This window comes from Thalassolituus sp. UBA3500, from assembly GCF_002377545.1.
GTDB lineage: Bacteria > Pseudomonadota > Gammaproteobacteria > Pseudomonadales > Oceanobacteraceae > Thalassolituus.
Genome location: NZ_DFQB01000033.1, coordinates 39988 through 59916 on the forward strand (window position 1 = coordinate 39988; position 19929 = coordinate 59916).

22 protein-coding genes are annotated in these 19929 nt (G+C 50.2%); 18 read left to right on the top strand and 4 right to left on the bottom strand.

Annotated elements, in window-relative coordinates; translation table 11 throughout:
- Position 1: 1 nt before the first annotated feature.
- Positions 2–1243 carry a lipoprotein-releasing ABC transporter permease subunit gene (locus tag B2R29_RS08960; RefSeq protein ID WP_301180740.1) on the top strand — a complete coding sequence of 414 codons (1242 nt, stop codon included), beginning with the start codon at positions 2–4 and terminating at the stop codon, positions 1241–1243.
- Positions 1236–1916: an ABC transporter ATP-binding protein gene (locus B2R29_RS08965; protein WP_301180741.1), complete on the top strand. Its 681-nt coding sequence runs from the start codon at positions 1236–1238 to the stop codon at positions 1914–1916. The genes B2R29_RS08960 and B2R29_RS08965 overlap by 8 nt, the downstream gene beginning before the upstream one ends.
- Here the strand turns inward: B2R29_RS08965 and B2R29_RS08970 are convergent.
- Positions 1904–2440: a DUF2062 domain-containing protein gene (locus tag B2R29_RS08970; RefSeq protein WP_301180742.1), complete on the bottom strand. Its 537-nt coding sequence runs from the start codon at positions 2438–2440 to the stop codon at positions 1904–1906. The two genes, B2R29_RS08965 and B2R29_RS08970, sit on opposite strands and share 13 nt — an antisense overlap.
- A 114-nt stretch (positions 2441–2554) precedes the next feature.
- Here B2R29_RS08970 and B2R29_RS08975 point away from each other — a divergent pair, with 114 nt between their 5' ends.
- Genes B2R29_RS08975 through murB form a run of 8 tightly spaced genes read left to right on the top strand, consistent with a single transcriptional unit; the run spans position 2555 to position 10415 of the window.
- The gene (locus tag B2R29_RS08975; RefSeq protein ID WP_301180755.1) at positions 2555–4906 is read left to right on the top strand and encodes a DNA internalization-related competence protein ComEC/Rec2; all 2352 of its coding nucleotides are present in this window, start codon (positions 2555–2557) and stop codon (positions 4904–4906) included.
- Between the two features lie 33 nt (positions 4907–4939).
- The gene (locus tag B2R29_RS08980; RefSeq protein ID WP_301180743.1) at positions 4940–5575 is read left to right on the top strand and encodes a MotA/TolQ/ExbB proton channel family protein; all 636 of its coding nucleotides are present in this window, start codon (positions 4940–4942) and stop codon (positions 5573–5575) included.
- On the top strand, positions 5572–5994 hold the full coding sequence (locus tag B2R29_RS08985; RefSeq protein ID WP_301180744.1) for an ExbD/TolR family protein: 423 nt from the start codon (positions 5572–5574) through the stop codon (positions 5992–5994). Before B2R29_RS08980 ends, B2R29_RS08985 begins: the two co-directional genes overlap by 4 nt.
- A gap of 4 nt (positions 5995–5998) precedes the next feature.
- Positions 5999–7744 carry a lipid A export permease/ATP-binding protein MsbA gene (gene msbA / locus B2R29_RS08990; RefSeq protein WP_301180745.1) on the top strand — a complete coding sequence of 582 codons (1746 nt, stop codon included), beginning with the start codon at positions 5999–6001 and terminating at the stop codon, positions 7742–7744.
- A 2-nt stretch (positions 7745–7746) separates the two neighbouring features.
- Positions 7747–8706, top strand: a complete 960-nt coding sequence (lpxK, locus tag B2R29_RS08995; protein ID WP_301180746.1) for a tetraacyldisaccharide 4'-kinase — start codon at positions 7747–7749, stop codon at positions 8704–8706.
- A complete protein-coding gene (locus tag B2R29_RS09000) occupies positions 8699–8908 on the top strand; it encodes a Trm112 family protein (protein WP_068434729.1) in 210 nt (69 codons plus the stop codon). The genes lpxK and B2R29_RS09000 overlap by 8 nt, the downstream gene beginning before the upstream one ends.
- A complete protein-coding gene (locus B2R29_RS09005; RefSeq protein WP_068434726.1) occupies positions 8905–9390 on the top strand; it encodes a low molecular weight protein-tyrosine-phosphatase in 486 nt (161 codons plus the stop codon). Before B2R29_RS09000 ends, B2R29_RS09005 begins: the two co-directional genes overlap by 4 nt.
- Positions 9390–10415 (top strand): UDP-N-acetylmuramate dehydrogenase, encoded by a 1026-nt coding sequence (murB, locus tag B2R29_RS09010; protein WP_301180747.1) that lies wholly within the window; start codon positions 9390–9392, stop codon positions 10413–10415. Before B2R29_RS09005 ends, murB begins: the two co-directional genes overlap by 1 nt.
- A 118-nt stretch (positions 10416–10533) precedes the next feature.
- On the opposite strand, the gene B2R29_RS09015 is transcribed toward murB, so the two are convergent.
- Genes B2R29_RS09015 through B2R29_RS09025 form a run of 3 tightly spaced genes read right to left on the bottom strand, consistent with a single transcriptional unit; the run spans position 10534 to position 12654 of the window.
- Positions 10534–11409, bottom strand: a complete 876-nt coding sequence (locus tag B2R29_RS09015; RefSeq protein ID WP_301180748.1) for a DMT family transporter — start codon at positions 11407–11409, stop codon at positions 10534–10536.
- Positions 11410–11420: 11 nt separating this feature from the next.
- On the bottom strand, positions 11421–12146 hold the full coding sequence (locus B2R29_RS09020; RefSeq protein WP_297532508.1) for a UDP-2,3-diacylglucosamine diphosphatase: 726 nt from the start codon (positions 12144–12146) through the stop codon (positions 11421–11423).
- Positions 12147–12156: 10 nt separating this feature from the next.
- On the bottom strand, positions 12157–12654 hold the full coding sequence (locus B2R29_RS09025; RefSeq protein ID WP_068443159.1) for a peptidylprolyl isomerase: 498 nt from the start codon (positions 12652–12654) through the stop codon (positions 12157–12159).
- Positions 12655–12776: 122 nt separating this feature from the next.
- Between B2R29_RS09025 and B2R29_RS09030 the strand changes: the two genes are divergently transcribed.
- The 8 genes from B2R29_RS09030 to B2R29_RS09065 all read left to right on the top strand — a co-directional run.
- Positions 12777–14447 carry a glutamine--tRNA ligase/YqeY domain fusion protein gene (locus B2R29_RS09030; protein ID WP_301180749.1) on the top strand — a complete coding sequence of 557 codons (1671 nt, stop codon included), beginning with the start codon at positions 12777–12779 and terminating at the stop codon, positions 14445–14447.
- Positions 14448–14610: 163 nt separating this feature from the next.
- Positions 14611–15975, top strand: a complete 1365-nt coding sequence (cysS, locus tag B2R29_RS09035; protein WP_301180756.1) for a cysteine--tRNA ligase — start codon at positions 14611–14613, stop codon at positions 15973–15975.
- Positions 15976–16373: 398 nt separating this feature from the next.
- A complete protein-coding gene (locus B2R29_RS09040) occupies positions 16374–16991 on the top strand; it encodes a class I SAM-dependent methyltransferase (protein WP_301180750.1) in 618 nt (205 codons plus the stop codon).
- Between the two features lie 133 nt (positions 16992–17124).
- Complete coding sequence (locus B2R29_RS09045) at positions 17125–17358, top strand: hypothetical protein (protein ID WP_301180751.1); 234 nt, start codon at positions 17125–17127, stop codon at positions 17356–17358.
- Positions 17359–17430: 72 nt separating this feature from the next.
- Positions 17431–17778, top strand: coding sequence for a hypothetical protein (locus tag B2R29_RS09050; protein ID WP_043959969.1), 348 nt, complete (start codon positions 17431–17433; stop codon positions 17776–17778).
- Positions 17779–17874: 96 nt separating this feature from the next.
- Positions 17875–18360: a hypothetical protein gene (locus B2R29_RS09055; protein WP_301180752.1), complete on the top strand. Its 486-nt coding sequence runs from the start codon at positions 17875–17877 to the stop codon at positions 18358–18360.
- Positions 18361–18854: 494 nt separating this feature from the next.
- The gene (locus tag B2R29_RS09060; RefSeq protein ID WP_301180753.1) at positions 18855–19280 is read left to right on the top strand and encodes a hypothetical protein; all 426 of its coding nucleotides are present in this window, start codon (positions 18855–18857) and stop codon (positions 19278–19280) included.
- A gap of 104 nt (positions 19281–19384) precedes the next feature.
- Positions 19385–19929: DUF4304 domain-containing protein (locus B2R29_RS09065; protein WP_301180754.1), on the top strand; the 545-nt coding region annotated here is incomplete at its 3' end.

The following is a 19929-nucleotide window of genomic DNA, read 5'->3' on the forward strand; positions in this document are numbered from 1 at the left end:
TATGAGAGCCAATATCCCCCTCTGGATTGGCCTGCGTTATCTCGCCGCGAAACGCAGAAATCACTTTATTTCTTTTATATCAATGTCATCAATGATCGGCATGACGCTCGGTGTGGCGGTTCTGATTCTGGTTCTGTCTGTCATGAATGGCTTCGACCGTGAGTTGCGTGAACGCATATTAGGGATGGTTCCTCATGCCGTATTGTACAAGTACGGAGGCATCGAGGATTGGGAAGTTCTGGCAACCCGCGTTGAGGGCCTGCCGGGCGTTGCCGCCGCGGCGCCGCTGACCAGGCTTCAGGGTATGCTGGGTTATGGTGGCCGTGTTCAGGGCGTGATGATCACGGGTATTGAACCGGGAGTAGAGGAGCGGGTTTCTATTCTTCCTCAGCATATGACAGAAGGTGAGCTGGAGTCTCTGCAGCCGGGCGAGTTCGGTGTTGTGATTGGTGAGCTTCTCGCAAGGCATCTTAAAGTAGGCATGGGCGATAAAATTACCATGATGCTTCCCGAAGCAACGCTCTCTCCGGCGGGTGTTCTGCCGCGTATCAAACGAGTCACAGTCACCGGGATATTTTCAGTAGGGGCGGAGCTGGACTCGAATCTTGCTGTTATTAATATTGATGATGCCCGCAAACTAGGGCGCATTGACGCTGAGGTGCAGTCATTGCGGATACGCTTCGATGATCTGTTTGATGCCCCCGCGGGTATCTGGGAAATCGTTGGCCAGCTTGACGGCCGATACAGTGGTACAGACTGGACCCGTACGCACGGCAACCTGTTTCAAGCGATCCGCATGGAGAAGACAATGATTGGTCTTCTGCTGCTAATGATCGTCGCCGTTGCAGCCTTCAATATCATTTCTACTTTGATCATGGTTGTCACGGATAAGCAGGCCGACATCGCTATTCTACGCACGATGGGAGCCACGCCGCGTACTATTATGGGCATATTTATGGTGCAGGGCCTGTCTATTGGGGTGGTTGGCGTTTTACTGGGTACGACACTCGGCATAATCGGTGCGTTGACCATTTCTGAATTAATTGCAGCACTGGAAAAACTGTTCAAGTTTCAGATTCTCAATGCCGACGTTTACTTTATCTCGTATTTGCCGAGCCAGCTAAAGCTATCTGATGTCCTGATTGTTGTGTCTGCATCGTTGACCATCAGCTTCCTCGCAACTTTGTATCCATCGTACCGTGCGTCGCGCGTTCAGCCAGCGGAGGCCTTGCGTTATGAGTAATCCCGTTCTTGTTGCACAGGGCCTGAAGAAAACCTACACCAGTGGTCCGCAGGCTGTCACCGTCTGGGAAGACGTCGACCTGACGATTGATGCCGGTGATTCTGTTGCTATCGTCGGGGCGTCGGGCTCTGGAAAAACATCGTTATTGAATGTGCTTGGAGGTCTTGATGATATGGACGCAGGCGATGTTCAGATTTGCGGGCGAAAGTTAAGTCAGCTTTCCGAGCAGGAAAAGACAAAGCTCCGTAATCAGGACGTTGGTTTTGTTTATCAGTTCCACCACTTGCTGCCAGAGTTCTCGGCACTTGAAAATGTGATGATGCCGCTCCTGCTGGGAGGCGTATCGCGATCTGATGCTAAGCGCAGAGCAACTGAGAGCCTTGAAAGACTGCGTCTTGGCAGTAGGGTTGTTCATAAACCCTCAGAGCTGTCTGGCGGTGAACGACAGCGTACAGCCATTGCCCGCGCACTTGTCACTCGGCCGAAGCTCGTTCTTATGGATGAGCCGACAGGAAACCTGGATCAGGGGACAGCGTCGGAAGTTGAGCAGTTAATGGCAGAGTTGCGGACTGATGCTGAGACTGCGTTTATTACCGTTACTCATGACCAGGCACTGGCCCGGCGAATGAACCGGGTGTATCACCTTATCGAAGGGCGCCTTCAGTCTGACTGAAGCGCTTTTTGTTGACGCAGACGCTTACGCTTCTCCCAGGCCTTGCTGACATGACGTCGCCACACAAGATGGATAGCAAAGTAGGCGATAACGCTAAGAAAAATGCCTGCAACCAAAGACCCGACGAAGAGAGGCGCCCAGAAGTCGGCCAGATTATTTAATACCCAGTCAATTGACAATTCGATATTGAAGTCCAGCGGGTCGGCGTTCAGAATCTGGGCTCCCAGCAAATAGGTCGCGTAAAAAATAGGCGGTATAGTTACTGGGTTGCTGATCCACACCAGACCTATTGAGATTGGCACGTTGGCGTTGATATAGAATGCCAGAAATGCTGCGATGCCCATCTGAAACGGCAGTGGCAGAAACGCAGTAAAGACGCCAATGAGGAATGCTCTGGCAACCGCCCGACGGTTTACGTGCCAGAGATTGGGCTTGCTGAACAGCGGTGACAGGAAACGCAGGGAGCGTTTTCGCTGGATCTGCTCCGGCGACGGGAAAAATCGTTTTAAAAGCTTTTTGGGCATGCTGGTCGCCGTTCATTGATCGCGGCTGAATTATGCACATTACGCCATGGAGTGGCAATGAATCTGACCCTTATGGGATGCCTTGCAGCTTTGCTTGCAGGGACACTCATACCAATGTCATGGGCGGCCTTGATCTCGGCCGTTTTTTTGAGTTGCGTTTTTGTTCTCGCTCTTGCCAACGCCCCAGACGTTGGGCACCTCAGGCATTACATAAGATTTTCACTACCGGCCGCTTCTATTGCACTGTGCTTGATGTGGAGTAGCGCATTTACGGGCGCGCAACTCGATCATCGCTTGTCTCCGCTGCTTCATGGTCAGGATGTCGCCTTGAAAGGATGTGTTGTCGGTGACGTAGACAGACAAACGTATTCATCCTTGAGATCAAGAGCCAGATTTAAGCTCGTGCTCGACCCTAATGCTCTTTCAAAAAAAGGTCTCCGCAATGTTCGTGTGAGTTGGTTTAATGCCCCTGACTGGCTTTCACCCGGTGTATGTCTCACTGGGGTTGCCAGGCTTAAACCACCACGGAGCTACGCTAACGGCCTCAGCTACGACTATGTCGCTAGTATGTTGTTTCAAAAGATAGATGCGACGGGCTACCTGACAGAAGGAGCGCAGGTAACTCCCCCTGAACATGGCTTTTTGCGCGCAGACGCTCTGGCGAATCAGGTAAAACAGGCTGCACTGACCGGCTTATCTAAAGAGGCTATTCCGTGGGTGAAAGGTTTGGTCTTTGGCGACAAAACTGCATTCGATAGTGCTCAGTGGCGGCTGGTAAGAGATACAGGGACACTTCATTTGCTGGTCGTAAGTGGCCTTCATGTCAGCATGATTGGGGCAATGGGGTTGCTGGCTGGCGCAATCGTTGCCCGGCTATTGATGCTGTTAGCGACAGCACTCCCGTGGGCGACATTCGCGGCAGGTGTTCGTGTTGTGCAGGTCCTTCCCGTCATATCGGCGCTGGCCATTACAGCTGCGTATGTGGCTCTGGCCGGTTCTGGTATCTCGCTGATACGCGCGTGGTTTATGTTTGCGGCGGCTCTGGCTATATGGAAGTTACCTAAACGCATTCGTCGCCTCCCGTTATTGCTCCTGGCCGCATTGGCGATCATGGTCATGAACCCACTGAGCTGGACGCAGGCCGGGTTCTGGTATTCATTCTGGGCTGTCGCAGCGCTGGTCTTTTTCTTCGCGGGACGGCGCACGTCCCGGGTATCTGTCTTGCTGGCTCCTCAACTCCTGATACTGTTCGCGATGTTGCCGGTCATGTTCTATTTCGGCCAGGCGGTAACACCGGTGCACCTGATCGCCAACTTTTTCGCGATACCATTGGTGACACTGGTCATTCTTCCCTTAGCGCTTCTGAGTGCAGTATCGCCATTGGAATGGGTGGACTCAGTGTTGTCGTTTTTTAATGGATTGTTCTGGAGTTTGTTGGAAGGTTTGCCTGAATTGCCAAAGGTCGATCTGTTCGACAGTTCCGCTCTGGTGCTGCTTGCAGCAAGTATTGCTGTCTGGATTTGGGCCGGGCGCTCATGGGCGCTGCCAGGCAGTTTTACCGCGATATATCTCTCTATAAGCTTTCTTCCTGGTATATCCCCAACTCAGACCCCTGGCTTGTGGGTGATTGATAGTGGTCAGGGGCAGGCGGTCTTAATCAGCGACGGAAAGGCATCGGCACTGATAGATACTGGCCCTGCGTTCTCTGACTCTTTTTCAGTGGCTAGTGCCGCTATTCTGCCTGTCATGCGCCAAAAGGGCATACACCATCTCGACCTTCTTGTTATTTCTCATTCCGATAATGATCACTCGGGCGGTACCAGCGACATTCTCAAATCTGTAACGGTTGATCGGCTGTATGTCGGGCAGCCTCTTAAACTGAACTCTCGAAAAGAGCAGCTAAGCTGTCATCCTTGGATTGGTAGCCGCCCTCAAGGTTCTAAGGCAGGTTCTAAGGCAGACAGCGGGGCAAGTGTTGTGGTTGGTTCTGACCTTGAGATCGATTTTATTCGAGTCAGTGATGACGTTATGGTCAATGACAATAACCAGAGTTGCGTTGTCCGCGTGCGCTGGGCGGGCTATAGCATCCTTATTCCGGGCGACGCTGACGCCAAAGTTGAGCGGGCGCTGATCGCCTCCGGTACTGATCAGCTGAAGTCTGACGTGCTTGTTGCGGGCCATCATGGAAGCAACAGCAGTACCAGCTCGATGTGGCTGAAAGCCGTCGCACCACAGGTTGTGGTTTTCAGTGCAGGTTATCGTAATCGCTTTAATCATCCGCATCCTGACGTCATTAACCGTGTCGAGCGAGAGGGAATTCCTTACGCTAATACCGCGACGTCCGGTTTGATCGAAATATCGCCAGATGGCGAGGTTACACTGATGCGTGCTCGATGGATGCCGCACTGGCACGCAAAGCCTGACGCTGAAAGGGATTTTTCACTTCACGGCCATGTGCTAGAGTAGCGCGCAAACAAAAACTGGCAGGAGACGCTGCACATGCTTGAGATCATCCAGAGTGGTGGTTGGATGATGGTGCCAATTATCATCGCCTCTGTATTGGCACTTGCGATTACCGTAGAACGTTTCTGGACGCTGCGTCCGGGTAAAATTGCGCCGCCAGATCTGCTGTCGCAGGTTTGGAGTTGGATGAAAAACAAACAGTTGGACTCGGCGAAAATCCGGACACTGAAAGACTCCAGCCCGCTTGGTAATGTTCTGGCCGCTGGCTTGATCAACTCTCGCCATGGTCGTCAGATTATGAAAGAGAGCATCGAAGAAGTCGCATCGCACGAAATTCACGAAATGGAGCGTTACCTTAACGCTCTCGGTACTATCGCAGCGGTTGCTCCGTTGATGGGCCTTTTGGGTACTGTCATCGGTATGATTAAAGTCTTTGCCGAGATCATGGCTCAAGGCACAGGTCAGGCTAATTTGCTGGCAGGTGGTATTTCAGAAGCCCTGATTACTACGGCAGCCGGCCTCGTTATTGCGATACCGGCGCTTATCTGTCACCGCATGCTTCAGCGACGTGTCGATGAGATTGTTGTTTACATGGAACAGGAAGCTTTGAAACTCGTTGATGTACTTCATGGCGAGCGTGAAGTGGCAGATACTCCGGAGAAAGCTGGGTGAATTTTCGTCGTCAGTCGAAAGAAGAGGTGACAGTCAATCTGACGCCTCTGATTGATATTGTATTCCTGTTGCTGATCTTCTTCATGGTGTCGACGACATTCACGAAAGAAAATCATCTGAGTATCAGTCTGCCCGAGTCCAGTTCTGAAGAAACAGGTCAGCCGCCAAAAGCGATCGAGATTCTGATTTCCGAGAGCGGAGAGTACAGCATTGATGGCCAACCTCTGGTGAATACCAAGGTAGAAACTCTTAAGCGCGCCATTGAGAAAACCTTAGACGGACGTGACATTGCTCCCGTGGTTATTTCAGCGGATGCCAGAACGTCTCATGAATCTGTTGTGCGGGCCATGGATGCGGCTGGTCAGCTGGGGTTGATTAATCTCAGCATTACGACACGCAAGTCTGCCGGTGGTGACTAAAAATATGGCTACTCAAGCAACTGCAGGCGCTATTTATAAGCGCCTGCTGACGTATCTTGGTCCGCAGAAATGGTATTTTTTGCTGAGTGTTATCGGCTTTGCCATGTTTGCGGCTTCCGCGCCGGCGCTTGCCCACCTGATGGGCGTCGTGGAAGAGACTCTGAATGAACCCACGCAGGAAAATATTTTTCTTCTGGTGTCTGCGTTATTTGCCGTTTACCTGTTTCGCGGAGTCGGTACCTTTCTTGGTAAGTATTTTACCGCGCTGGTCGGGCGTGAGATCGTTCATGCGCTGCGTACTCAACTGTTTAATCGCATGCTGCGCTTGCCTAGCCAATACTATGACAACGAATCCAGCGGGCGCGTAATCTCTCGGGTTATTTTTGATGTTGAGCAGGTCAACGGTGCCAGCACAAAAGCTCTGACAACTGTTGTTCAGGAAGGTCTTACAGTTACTCTACTGATGGGGTATCTGATCTGGTTAGATTACACCCTGACGGCGATCTTTCTTGTCGTTATTCCAGTGATTGGCGGTCTCGTCTCTTTGGCAAGTAAATTCTTCCGCCGATACAGCCGCCGTATCCAGAAATCCATGGGCCAGGTAACTCAGGTGACCAATGAATCCATCAGCGGTTACCGGGAAGTTCGCACCTATAATGCCACTTCGGTTGAAGAACAGCGCTTTCTGAAGGCAAGTAATGAAAACCGCAAGCAGGTGATGAAGTTCGCCTTAACGAATGCGATTAACGTGCCTTTATCCCAGCAGGTAATTGCTACTGGCCTTGGTGTGATGATTTATCTGATGTTCCAGCGAGTGGCCAGCGGCACAATGGATGCGGGCGAGTTTCTTCAGTTTATTACCGCTGCGTCTCTGATTGCTAAACCTCTTCGTGCGCTTACTGATGTTAACTCGGTGATTCAGAAGGGTGTGACTGCTGCTGAGTCGGTGTTCGGTGTGCTGGATACTGAGACTGAGAAGGATACCGGCACAAAAGAGTTAGGAAAAAGCACAGGTGCGGTAGAGTTTAAAGATGTCCGTTTCCGTTATGCTCAGGCCGAAACCGATGCTATTAAAGGCGTCAACTTGAATATTAAAGCTGGTACGTCGGTCGCGTTTGTCGGTCGCTCTGGCAGTGGTAAAACCACTCTGGTGAATCTACTACCGCGCTTTTACGAATTGACGTCGGGCAGCATCAGCATAGACGGCCACCCAATCAATGAGCTGACGCTTAATTCACTGAGAGAGCAGATTGCCATCGTGTCGCAAAGCGTGACCCTATTTAATTGCAGTATCCGTGAGAATATCGCATACGGCAGTCTTGCTGATGCCAGTGATGATGACGTTATTGCAGCGGCCAAAGCCGCTCATGCGCATGAGTTTATTGAGAAGCTTCCGGAAGGGTATGACACACAGGTCGGTGAAAATGGCGTCATGTTGTCAGGCGGCCAGCGTCAGCGTCTGGCGATAGCTCGTGCCATTCTTAAGAATGCGCCGATTCTTATTCTCGATGAAGCAACGTCGGCGCTGGATACCGAGTCCGAGCGACATATTCAGGCGGCGATGGAAGAGGTCATGAAAGGGCGCACAACGCTCGTCATTGCCCATCGTCTGAGCACCATTGAAAATGTCGATACCATTGTCGTTATTGATGATGGTCAGGTTGTTGAAAGTGGCCCTCATCAGGAGCTTCTGCAGCAACAGGGCGCTTACGCTCAGCTTCATCAGTTGCAGTTTGCAGAGGACGACTGATCGTGGGGTTAGCGACCCGTATTGAAAAGAACTGGTACGGCCGGGCACTGGGAAACCTTTGGTTGCTACCGCTGTGGTTTCTTTTTGTTCTGATCAGTGCGCTTCGACGAATGAAGTACCGGATATTTCCTGCGGCCCCTACAGGTACGCCCGTTCTTGTGGTTGGCAATATAGCCATCGGAGGAACTGGAAAAACGCCTTTAATTACCTTGCTCGCTGATCTCGCGGCAAAACAGGGGATACGTGTCGGTGTCGTGTCTCGCGGGTACGGCGGTCGTGCAGAGCAATACCCTCTGGTGGTTGATACAGATACACCTGTCGCGCAGTCGGGTGATGAGCCTGCTTTGCTCGCAGGGCTGGGGTTCCCGGTGGTTGTTGACCCTCAGCGAGCCCGTGCGGTAAAGGCGTTAAAAGATAAAGTAGATCTGATTCTGTCAGACGATGGCCTGCAGCATTATGCGATGGCCAGAGACGCCGAAATTGTTGTCAGTGATGCGACGCGCGGATTTGGTAATGGCTGGCAGTTGCCGGTTGGGCCTCTGCGTGAGCCCATATCCCGTATCGATACGTGTGATCTGCACCTGGTAAATGGCGTTGATTTCACGGTGCAGCCGACAGGCTATTTCGTCGATTCGGTTGAGCTATCGCCTGAGAGCCTGAAGGGCAGGCGTGTTCACGCTGTTGCTGGCATCGGAAATCCAGCACGCTTTTTTACCACGCTCCGGCAGTTAGGCGCTGATGTTGTAGAGCATGCATTTTCCGATCATCACGCGTTTGTAAAAGAAGACCTTGTGTTTAATGATGATTTACCCGTCGTCATGACAGAGAAAGACTGGGTAAAATGTCGTAGTTTTGATTTACCAAATGCAGGTTTTCTTCGGGTAAGTGCCGCTGCGACTGAAGCCGCCGAAGAAAACATTTCGCAGTTATTGAAAAGATTGGGAGCAATCCGTCATGGATAAAAAATTACTGAGCATGCTGGTATGCCCTGAGTGTAAAGGCAAATTGAAGTACGACCGTGAAGCTCAGGAGCTTCTGTGTACGTTCGATGGTTTAGCGTATCCGATTCAGGATGGCGTGCCGGTAATGCTGGAGGGCGAAGCTCGTAAGATGAGCGAAGAAGAAAAGCTAGAGAAAGCCAAAGCGGTGAAACCAGCGGAATGATCCGGGTACTGTTTGTTTGCCTCGGCAATATCTGTCGCTCTCCAACGGCGCACGGCGTCATGCTGGGGCTGCTGGAGAGTGAGGGTCTGAATGATCAGGTCTTTGTCGACTCTGCGGGAACAGCAGGGTGGCATATCGGTAAAACGCCAGACCCGCGCTCTCAGCAGGCAGCCCTCGCGCGGGGCGTTGATATTTCAGACCAGCGTGCACGCCAGGTTTCTGCAGAAGATTTTGAAACTTTCGATTATGTTCTGGCAATGGATCGATCAAACCTCGACGATCTGAAAGCGCTCTATGCCAGTAATGGAAGTCAGGGCACTGAGCCCAAACTGTTTCTGCGTGCATTTGGACGCAGCTTTGACGAACATGAAGTGCCTGATCCCTATTACGGTGGTGAGGCAGGATTTCGTCATGTTCTTGATCTGGTTGAAGACGCCTGTGACGGCTTGTTGGCCGACATCCGGCAGAAGATGGATGCCTGATGTCTCAGATGCCGGTCATTTCTGAACACTATTCACTCCACGATAAAAATACGCTCAGGCTGGCTTCGTGTGCGGAGTACTTCGCAACATTTACCTCAAGTGATGAACTTGCGGAGCTTGTTCACTGGGCAGAGCAGAAAAGCCTTGCGATCCGCGTCCTCGGCGGGGGAAGCAATGTCCTTATGCCTGAGTTTGTTCCGGGGCTCGTTATTCAGTCAAAAGATGAAACGGTATCGGTCGTTTCTGAATATGAAAACTCAGTCGTTATAGATGTGGCGGCCGGGAAGTGCTGGCACGACTGGGTGGTAGAAAGCATTCAGTATGGCCATGGCCTTGAGAATCTTGCACTGATTCCAGGTTCGGTCGGCGCCTCGCCCGTGCAGAACATCGGTGCTTATGGTGTTGAGGTGTCAGACCTTCTTGTCTCTGTGACTGGGTTCAGTATTGCAGAACAGCGCATGCTGACAATTGAAAAAGCAGATTGCGATTTTTCCTATCGGGATTCTGTTTTTAAACATCGCCTGAAAAATAATTTTGTTATTTGTAGTGTCAGGTTCCGATTGAATAAGTTCTTTTCGCCAAATCTTGAATATGCGCCGCTTAATTCACTTGAACCAAATGCCTTGTCTGCTCAGGATTTGATCGATTTTGTGGTCGGCGTCCGGTCTGCAAAACTGCCAGATCCTGGGCTGATTCCTAATGCTGGCTCCTTTTTTAAAAATCCGATTGTCAGTACTGAGACCGCCGACGACCTCAAAAACCTGCACCCAACACTGCCTGTTTATCCGGTTCATAGTGCTCCCCAGAGTGCTAAGTTGGCGGCAGGCTGGTTAATTGAGCAGTGTGGCTTTAAAGGCAAAGCGTACGGGCCCGTTGCCATGTATGAAAAACAAGCGCTCGTGCTGACCGCTCCGGGGGAGGCTGAGCTACAGGATGTCGCCCGCTTGCAAAGCCTGGTGCAGACAGAAGTCGAATCACGCTTTGGTGTTCACCTCGAACCTGAGCCGCAACTCTTTACTGACTGAGGTTTCGGCTCAGTTTATTCAGAATATCAAGGTGCGGCCCACATCGCGGACGATTTGCACTGGTCGAGGAACTACATCAAAGTCTCTGGTTACTGGAAACGGGGCATTCAAACTCAGTTTATTGGCGGATAGGCTTCTTAGTAAACGTGACGATGGTAATACCACCGAGAACCAACAGAGAGGCAATGACGAATCGACTGGTGATGGGCTCTGCCGCGAATAGCAATCCACCAACGGCGGCAATGACCGGCACTGAGAGCTGGACGACCGCCGCTTGAGATACCCGAAGGTGGCTGATGACGGCATACCAGACTGCATAGCCTGCACCGGATGCTAGTGCGCCTGATGCGATGGCGAGCAGGAGCCCTCTTTCCGTTAGGTAAACGTCGCCCAAAAAGTAAAAAAGCAGAATCAGCGCAGGTATGCAAGATCGTAAAAAGTTTCCACTGGTGTCGGCCAGAGGCGTCGCTGAGCCTCGCCCGATCAGGGTATATACGCCCCAGGCTGCCCCCGATATGGCCATAAGAACGAAGCCGGCAAGCTCAGGTGCTTCTGACCCGGGCAGCAGCATATAACTTAAGCCGCCAAAGGCCAGAAGAGTGCCGGCCCATTCTGTGAGCGCAAGCCGATGCCCACGAAAAACGCCAATCAGAATCATGGAAAGCTGAACAAAACCAAACAGAATAAGTGCGCCTGCGCCGGTATCAATGCTGATGTAACCGAATGACAGGGTCGCTGCGTAAATAAACAGAACCGTTGCGGCGGGCCAATTGCCGTAATTCAGAATCTGGTTCGGTCGACTGGGCTTCAACAGGATTAACGAGAGCAGGGCAAGGAAAACGGCGCCAGCAATAAGCCGCACCAGGGTGTATCCGGCCGGGTCGATAGTTTCGTCTTTGAGCGCCAGTCGACAGAGGACAGAATTACCGGCAAAGGCAAGCATTGCAAAGGCGGTGAGCCCTAGCGTGCGAAGCCAGTGAGGAGGTGAACTCATAAAAGTCCGGGTTAAAACCCGAACTTTTCTAAGACAGGGCTTGAGCCCTCATCCCAGCGGATAAGCCAGCCGTGATCGTCGCCCCAGTCACCGAGTACGATGCGCTGACGCTCCTGGCCGTTAAATTCCCAGTCATGAGTTGCCGGGCGGTGAGTGTGACCGTGGATCAGCAGGTTTACTTTCGCATCATCCATCACCTTGTCGACCTCTTCGGGGGTGACGTCCATGATGTCGTCCGCTTTCATCTGCTGGCCAGCTTTGCTCTCTGACCTGACCTGTTGACCAATGGCCAGTCGTTCTTCGATCGACTTGCTCAACAGATCGGCCTGCCACTCAGGGTTGCGGAACAGCTGTCGCATGTTCATGTAAGCAACGTCACGTGTACACAGGCTATCACCGTGCATCAGCAGGGCTTGTTGATCGCCAACGGTAATAACCGTACCTTCAGCGAGCATGTCCGCGCCACAGGCATTGGCAAATACATCGCCCATCAGAAAGTCGCGATTACCGTGCATAAAGAAAATTTTTACGCCTTGATCCGCGAGAGCTTTCAGTGAGGTTTGAATGCGTTCAACCAGAGCGTCGGTGTAATCGTCACCGATCCAGACTTCGAAGAAGTCGCCGAGAATATACAGTGTCTCTGCGTCTTTGAGCCGGTCCAGCAGTCCGAAGAAGCCTTCGGACATGGCTGGTCGGTTGCCCTGCAGATGCAGGTCAGAAATAAAGTAATGCGTCATAGAAACCGGATCAGTCAGCGATGACTTCAGCTTTCTCGATGATTACGTCTTCCGCAGGTACGTCCTGGTGGCCCATAGCCATCGTGGTACGCACGCCTTTGATGCGGTTTACCACATCCATGCCTTCAGTTACTTTGCCGAATACTGCGTAGCCCCAACCCTGCATGTCTTTGCTGGTGTGGTTAAGGAAGGCGTTATCAGCAACGTTGATAAAGAACTGCGCGCTGGCAGAGTGTGGGTCCATAGTGCGGGCCATCGCCAGGGTGCCAACTTCGTTCTTGAGGCCGTTGTCAGCTTCGTTTTCGATAGGCTCGCGAGTTGCCTTCTCTTTCATGCCAGGCTCCATGCCGCCGCCCTGAATCATGAAACCGTCGATGACGCGGTGGAAGATAACGCCGTCGTAGAAGCCATCTTTAACGTACTGCTCGAAGTTTGCGGCAGTTTTAGGAGCTTTTTCGTGGTTCAGTTCGACTTTGATGTCACCAAAGTTGGTTTTCAGCAGGATCATGATTTCTCTCAGCTCAAATAGTGTGTTCGGGTATCCCTTACGGGCTTTCGGCGCGTATAATACCGCCTTTTTCCACGGCCCGACATGGGGCGGCTATCGTTTCTGTACAGATACGGACCAATATGACTGATACGACATCGAACACCAGTAATAATTTCATCGCCAAAATCATTCAGGAAGACCTTGATGCCGGGCGCGTACAATCGGTGCAGACCCGATTCCCGCCAGAGCCAAATGGTTACCTCCATGTCGGCCATGCGAAATCTATCTGCCTCAACTTCGGCGTTGCCGAACAGTTTGATGGCGCATGTAACCTGCGTTTCGATGACACCAACCCAGAGAAAGAAAGCCAGGAATTCATTGATGCGATTAAAGACGACATCACCTGGCTTGGTTATCAGTGGAAGGGCGATATTCACTACGCGTCTGATTATTTTGATCAGCTGCACGACTGGGCGGTTGAACTGATCAAGGCCGACAAAGCCTATGTCTGTGACCTGAACGCCGAAGAGGCGCGCGAATATCGCGGCACCCTGACCGAGCCGGGTAAGAACAGCCCATATCGCGAACGTACTGTCGAAGAGAATCTCGACCTGTTTGCTCGTATGAAAGCGGGTGAGTTCGATACGGGTGCGAAAGTTCTGCGCGCTAAGATCGACATGGCGTCGCCGAACATGAATATGCGCGACCCGATCATCTACCGCATTCGTAAGATCACCCACCACCAGACCGGTGATAAGTGGTGCATCTACCCGACCTATGACTTCACTCATGGGCAGTCGGATGCGATTGAAGGCATCACTCACTCTGTGTGTACGCTCGAATTCGAAGATCACCGCCCATTGTACGAGTGGTTCATCGAAAACCTGCCGGTACCTGCGCAGCCTAAACAGTACGAGTTCGGCCGCCTCAACCTCGACTATACGGTAACGTCTAAGCGCAAGCTCAAGTTCCTGGTTGATGAAGGTGTGGTCGCTGGCTGGGATGATCCGCGTATGCCGACTATTTCTGGTATGCGCCGCCGTGGTTTTACCCCAAGCTCAATTCGCACCTTCTGCGACATGATTGGCGTTACCCGCAGTGATGGCATGGTTGACGTAGCCATGCTGGAGCACGCATTGCGTAGCGACCTGAACCAGAATGCACCTCGCGCCATGGCCGTACTCAAGCCATTGAAAGTGGTGATTGAAAATCTGCCTGAAGATCACAAAGAAATGCTCAAAGCGCCGTTCCACCCAGAGCTGGACCTGGGCGAGCGTGAGATGCCATTTACGCGTGAAATCTTTATTGATCAGGACGACTTCAAAGAAGAGTACAGCAAGAAGTTCAAGAAGAAGTTCTGTCCGGGCAAACGCATCCGTCTGCGTTTCTCTTATGTGATTGAAGCAACCGATTACGAGAAAGACGCCGATGGCAATGTCACGCTCGTGAAGGCGAAGCTGATTGAAAATACCCTTGGCGAAAACCCGGAAGACGGCGTAAATCCTAAGGGTGTTGTTCATTGGGTGTCGGCCACCGATCACAAAGAAGCCGAACTGCGTCTGTACGAGCGACTCTTCACCAGCGCGACGCCAGACAAAGGCGAGGGCGACTTTATGGATCACGTGAATAAAGATTCATTGAGTGTTGTTACTGCACTGATCGAGCCGGCACTGGCCGAAGCGGATGCTGAAGCAAACTTCCAGTTTGAGCGAGAAGGCTACTACGTTGCTGATCGCTTTGATCACACCGCTGAAAAACCGATTTTCAATTTAACTATCGGTCTTCGCGAAGACAAAGCCCTTTTGGGCTAACTACCTTGAAACTACAGCGTTGAAGTGCGCCTCAAAAATACTCATTTACTCTAGTAAACTCCGTTTTTTGATGCGCCCTTCGCCTTGTATTTTCGGCGTCGTAAACGCCCAAAATTAACCGGCAACTAAAGCCTCAAATTTAGCTATCGGAAAAACCATGACACTGAAGATTTTTAACACCCTGACCCGACAGAAAGAAGAATTCAAACCCCTCGTACCCGGCAAAGTCGGCATGTACGTGTGTGGCATGACGGTCTACGATTTCTGTCACCTAGGGCATGCCCGTGTCATGGTCGCGTTTGATGTTATTGCGCGTTATTTGCGCCATCGCGGTTTCGATGTGAACTACATCCGTAACATCACCGATATCGACGACAAAATCATTCAGCGTGCTAACGAAAATGGCGAAGCCTTTGATGCACTGACTGAGCGCTTTATCGCAGAAATGCACAAAGACTCAGAGTTGCTCGGTATCGAAAAGCCAGACGCAGAGCCAAAAGCCACCGCGCACATCGGTGATATCATTAAGCTGGTCGAAACCTTGATATCAAATGGCTTTGCCTACGCTGCCGATAATGGCGACGTGTATTACCGTGTACGCAAATTCGAAGGCTATGGTCAGCTCTCTGGCAAGGTGCTCGACGAACTTGAAGCCGGTGCGCGCGTAGAAGTGGGCGACGTAAAAGAAGACCCGCTCGACTTCGTACTCTGGAAGTCTGCCAAACCCGAAGAGCCACACTGGGATTCGCCGTGGGGTATTGGTCGTCCGGGCTGGCACATTGAATGTTCTGCCATGTCGACCTGCTGCTTAGGCGATACCTTTGACATTCACGGCGGTGGCCCGGACCTTAAATTTCCGCACCATGAGAATGAGATCGCCCAATCAGAAGCGGCAACTGGCAAGAAATACGTGAACACCTGGATGCACGCAGGGGCAGTACGTGTTGATGGCGAAAAGATGTCTAAGTCACTGGGCAACTTCTTCACCATTCGCGAAATTCTCGACAAATACCCAGCCGAAGTGGTGCGCTTCCTGCTGCTGTCGAGCCAGTACCGCAGCGCCATTAACTACTCAGAAGACAGCCTGAAAGAAGCCCAGACCAAACTCGAACGCTTCTACAACGCACTCCTGAACGTCAGCGTCGGTGACGTAAAAGATATCGACAACGATTACAGTGCACGCTTCCACGCCGCCATGGATGACGACTTTAATACGCCAGTGGCCATTGCCGTGCTGTTTGACCTGGTGCGCGATCTGAATAAAGCCTCTGGTGAAGAACAAGCTGCACTGGCAGGCCAGTTGCGTAACCTCGGTGGCGTGCTTGGCTGCCTGCAGTCAGACCCACAAAGCTTCCTGCAATCAGGTGCAGGCGACGAAGCAGAATGGATCGAAGAAATGATCCAGAAGCGCCTCGAAGCCAAAAAAGCCAAAGACTTCGCCACCGCCGACGCTGTTCGTGATGAGCTGGTAGCCAAAGGCATTGTGCTGAAAGACGGCCCTGAAGGGACGACTTGGTCGAAATCGTAATCTAATAAAAAAGTACTGAATTAGTAAATAAAGCGCCGGGTAATGCCCGGCGTTTTCGTATCTGGCGAATGTAAAGAAGGCCTGGTTGCCCATACAGTATATTTCGGCATTTCGCGCGAATCTGGCACGCTTTACATTCGTGCTTGCGCGTTTTGCCGGAGGGGAGTACGGTAAACATCAAACGAATCAGATACTTAGAAACTTGGTTTACAAGTTTATGTGCGCACGAATATCGAAATAACAGGCGTGCGCGTTTTTCTTGAAGGGAGGTTTGAGTTATGGAAGATTTTTCAATACAGTCAATAAGTTATCCGGGAAACCTCGAAAGAGTGTCCCAGGATAAATGCGCACGCACACTAATAAGCTGTTAGCCGAATAAATTACTCGGAGAAATCGTTATGCAATCAAAAGATCATTGGGAGAATGTTTACACCGCAAAGGCCTCTACAGAGGTTAGTTGGTTTCAAGAACACGCCGAGCTTTCAATGAAATTGATTCAAGATGTTGGCATTCCTACATCAGCTTCAATTATTGATGTGGGCGGTGGTGCTTCAACTCTCGTTGATGATCTTCTGGCACACAGTTATAAGAATATTACAGTTCTTGATCTATCCAGTGCCGCTTTATCTACAGCAAAAAGTCGACTAGGCAAAAATGCATCAAAAATAAAATGGCTTGAGGCAAATGTTTTAGAGGCGGACTTTCCAGTCCATGCTTATGATGTCTGGCATGATCGTGCAGTTTTTCACTTCCTGACCAGTGAAGAAGATCGTCACTTTTATGTTCGGCAAGTGTTAAAAGCAGTTAAACCTGGCGGGCTTGTTATTGTTGCCACCTTTGCCGAAGATGGCCCAACAAAATGCAGCGGGCTTCCGGTAATGCGATACAGCGCAGACCAGTTACATTCAGAATTTGGTGAGCCATTCCAACTTCTTGGCCATGAAAAGGAGTCACATCATACGCCGGGTGGCAATGAACAAAAATTTGTATATTGCTTTTGCAAAAAGGTGATTTAGTGCAAAAATCGGCTAACAAGTTGCTCAAGTCGGATTGTGGTAATCTGTCACCTCGCTTGCAAAAAGACGCAAGCGTGTCGCCAGTTCACCACAACCGCTTAGCAAGGCGTTATGTGTCCCTAGAGATCCTGTCATGAGTGCAAATGCCGGTGAATTATTCGAGACAATGAAGTATAGGCTTCAGATGCAAAATGAGGGAATTACGAATCCTCCTTCATCTGTAAAAGCAGCCACGGAAGTATTGGTAGAAAAATTGGCAAGTATAGATGCGACTGAAAGTATCGAAGTAAGTTTTGGAAATGGCACTAAAGTAAAATATATCCGCTCTTCTACAGGCGAGGTATTGGCGGAAATCAATGAAGGGTAAACACATAACAAGCAAAGGCAGGCTGGGACGGCTTCGCCGCCCCTGCTTTGAGCGTTATGTTTCAAAACCACTATGCAAATAGCTAATCTAATTGAGCCAGGGTTCTCCACAGCTGACGCTGAATACCCTGAAATAAAGCAAGAGGATGGAGATTTAACTCTGCGCTTTAAAGACTGGCAAGAAAAACTCGTTGAGGTTTTCTTCGGTGATGCTATTGCCTTCAAGTGGCAGATGGCCGAATCTTTTCTAGCCAATGAACGTGATGATTGTAGCTACGAAATTGAAGGCTCTGAATGGCTAGAGCTTCATCGTAAACAAGGTGAGATTGGCCCCCAAGAAGAATATAAGCATTACAAATTTAACTTTAATGCTGTTGGTCAATTTGAGGTTTTAGCTCAGTGCTATACCGTAAAAACATAACAAGGCAAGGCAAAATCGCCCTGCGGGCTGGACGCGCTAACGCGCGCCTTTGCTTGCGGCGTTAACTTTAAAATTAAAATCTTACAAGGAGAAAATATGGTAAATAAATTGGTAGTGTCGACACTGGTTGTGTCAATTCTTTTTTTGAGCGGTTGTGCTGGTTGGAATACGACATATCAACATATGGGGAAATATAAGAGTGAGTCTGAACTAAATTCAAATTCCATACCGCCAGAGCATGTTGACGTTTATGTTCAAGAGTACCCAAAAGGCTTTCATTATGACGAAGGGATAGTTTCAGTCGTAGAAGGATACGAATATGAGATACTAGGTGAAGCAAAGGTAGAATTTAAACCTGTGAATATACCAGCTTTTATGATCGCTGGACTCTTAACTTTCGGGATCGCTGCGTACCCTATGATGACACCCCCGAAGATGACAAAGGATAAAGCTGTTGATCTTCTTAGAATTAAAACGGCAGAGATGGGCGGTAATGCGATCATTGGAGTGAAATTGCCTAGTGGTTCTAATAAGCAAGAAGGAGCGTCAGGGATTGTCGTATATATTCCCGCAGAAAGTTAACAAACAGCAGCATTTGGACGCGCTAATAGCGCGCCCATGTGCTGGGCGTTATGCGTAATCTGTGATGGAATATATAGCTGTAATCGGATTCTTCGTTCTCTTTGCTTACTGGATCTATGCACATGTGGCATTTAGTAGAGCTATGAAGTCATACTCTAGAAAGGAGTTTGAGAAGCACTCAGGCCTTGATCTTCGATCCACTGAATTCGATAAGTTGAGTGATTCTCTCTATCTGAAGAAGTATAAGCTGTCGGGTGATGCTGAGCTCATTAGGGCAGGTGATAGGCTGTTGAAAGTAAAGGAGCGTTTTTACTTGATTTGGGTGGCTTGTTTCGTAGGAGGATTAGTTCTATGGGCATCGAGTTTTGTTTTCCATGCTGCAGCTGCATAACAAACCGCTGAAATTCATTACGGCCACAAAAGCGTGGCCTTCCACTAGGACTCGCTTTGCTCGCCGTCTAGTGGGGCGTTAGCAGGATTTGGTGATTACGCCTATGGAAGAGTTCCTATTGAAATTTGATAGTCCTGATGGCAGATGTTTTGTTTTAGTTGAAAACGATAGAACCTCATGTTGGGCTTACCTCATTGAGTCTGATAGTGAAAATATTCTGAAGGATGTGTTCTTATATAGCCCGATTGAGCCCCAGGAAAATTTTGATAAGGTGGCAATGGCTGAAGGTGCTACGCCAGTATTGATCACCAGGTACGCATCTGAATCTGCAGTCATTGATTCGCTTGATACATCAAGTATAAAGGTTAGGTGGTCGTCTATTTCGGGTAGCTTTTCAATTCATTATAGAGACAGTCCAATCGCTGCTATATATGCGGATCATCAGCTAGGATTTTCGAAGGCTTTAGTAGGAAGTTCCGGATTTGGAGAAGAGTGGGATGAGAATCGCTATAATCAGACCTTTCGTTGAAACTGCTAACAAACCGATGAAATTCGTTGCGGCCACAAAAAGCGTGGCCTTCACTAGGACTCGCTTCGCTCGCCGTCTAGCGGGGCGTTGGGCTCAGAGAACACATGCCACGTAATGAATTTAAATCAATTCGAGGAGTATTCTCGGATATAGTCCGCAGGAAATCTGACGCTGCTAAGGCTCGTCGCAAAGGCCGAGACAAAGCGGCTGAACCTTCTGCCGAAGTATACGCTGACTCTTGTGCAAGGATCGCTAGTGCGTTTGAAAATGACGGTTTCCGTTATGCAAAGAGCGGGCCTCACATGACAAGACGTAGAAACGGATTTGCTGAGAAGGTTGTATTTCAAACTAGTTACCATAATATTCCAGGTCAACATGTATCGCTTTCCGTAGCTGCCAACGTGGGATCTAAAAAACTCAAGGAGTGGCGGAACTCTCAGCCAGTATCTCTGCGTAAAGATGATTGGGTCGGTGGAGGGATGATTCATCTTTTAGGGACGAACCAAGTCTACCTCACATGGGAACTGGCTGACCCCGAATCCAGGGAAGATACGATTGCGGACGTTGTCGACACGATAAGGTGCTTTGCTCTTCCGTATTTTGACCATTTCCAAAACATCCCAACGGAGGGTGTTCAAAATTCTGTGTC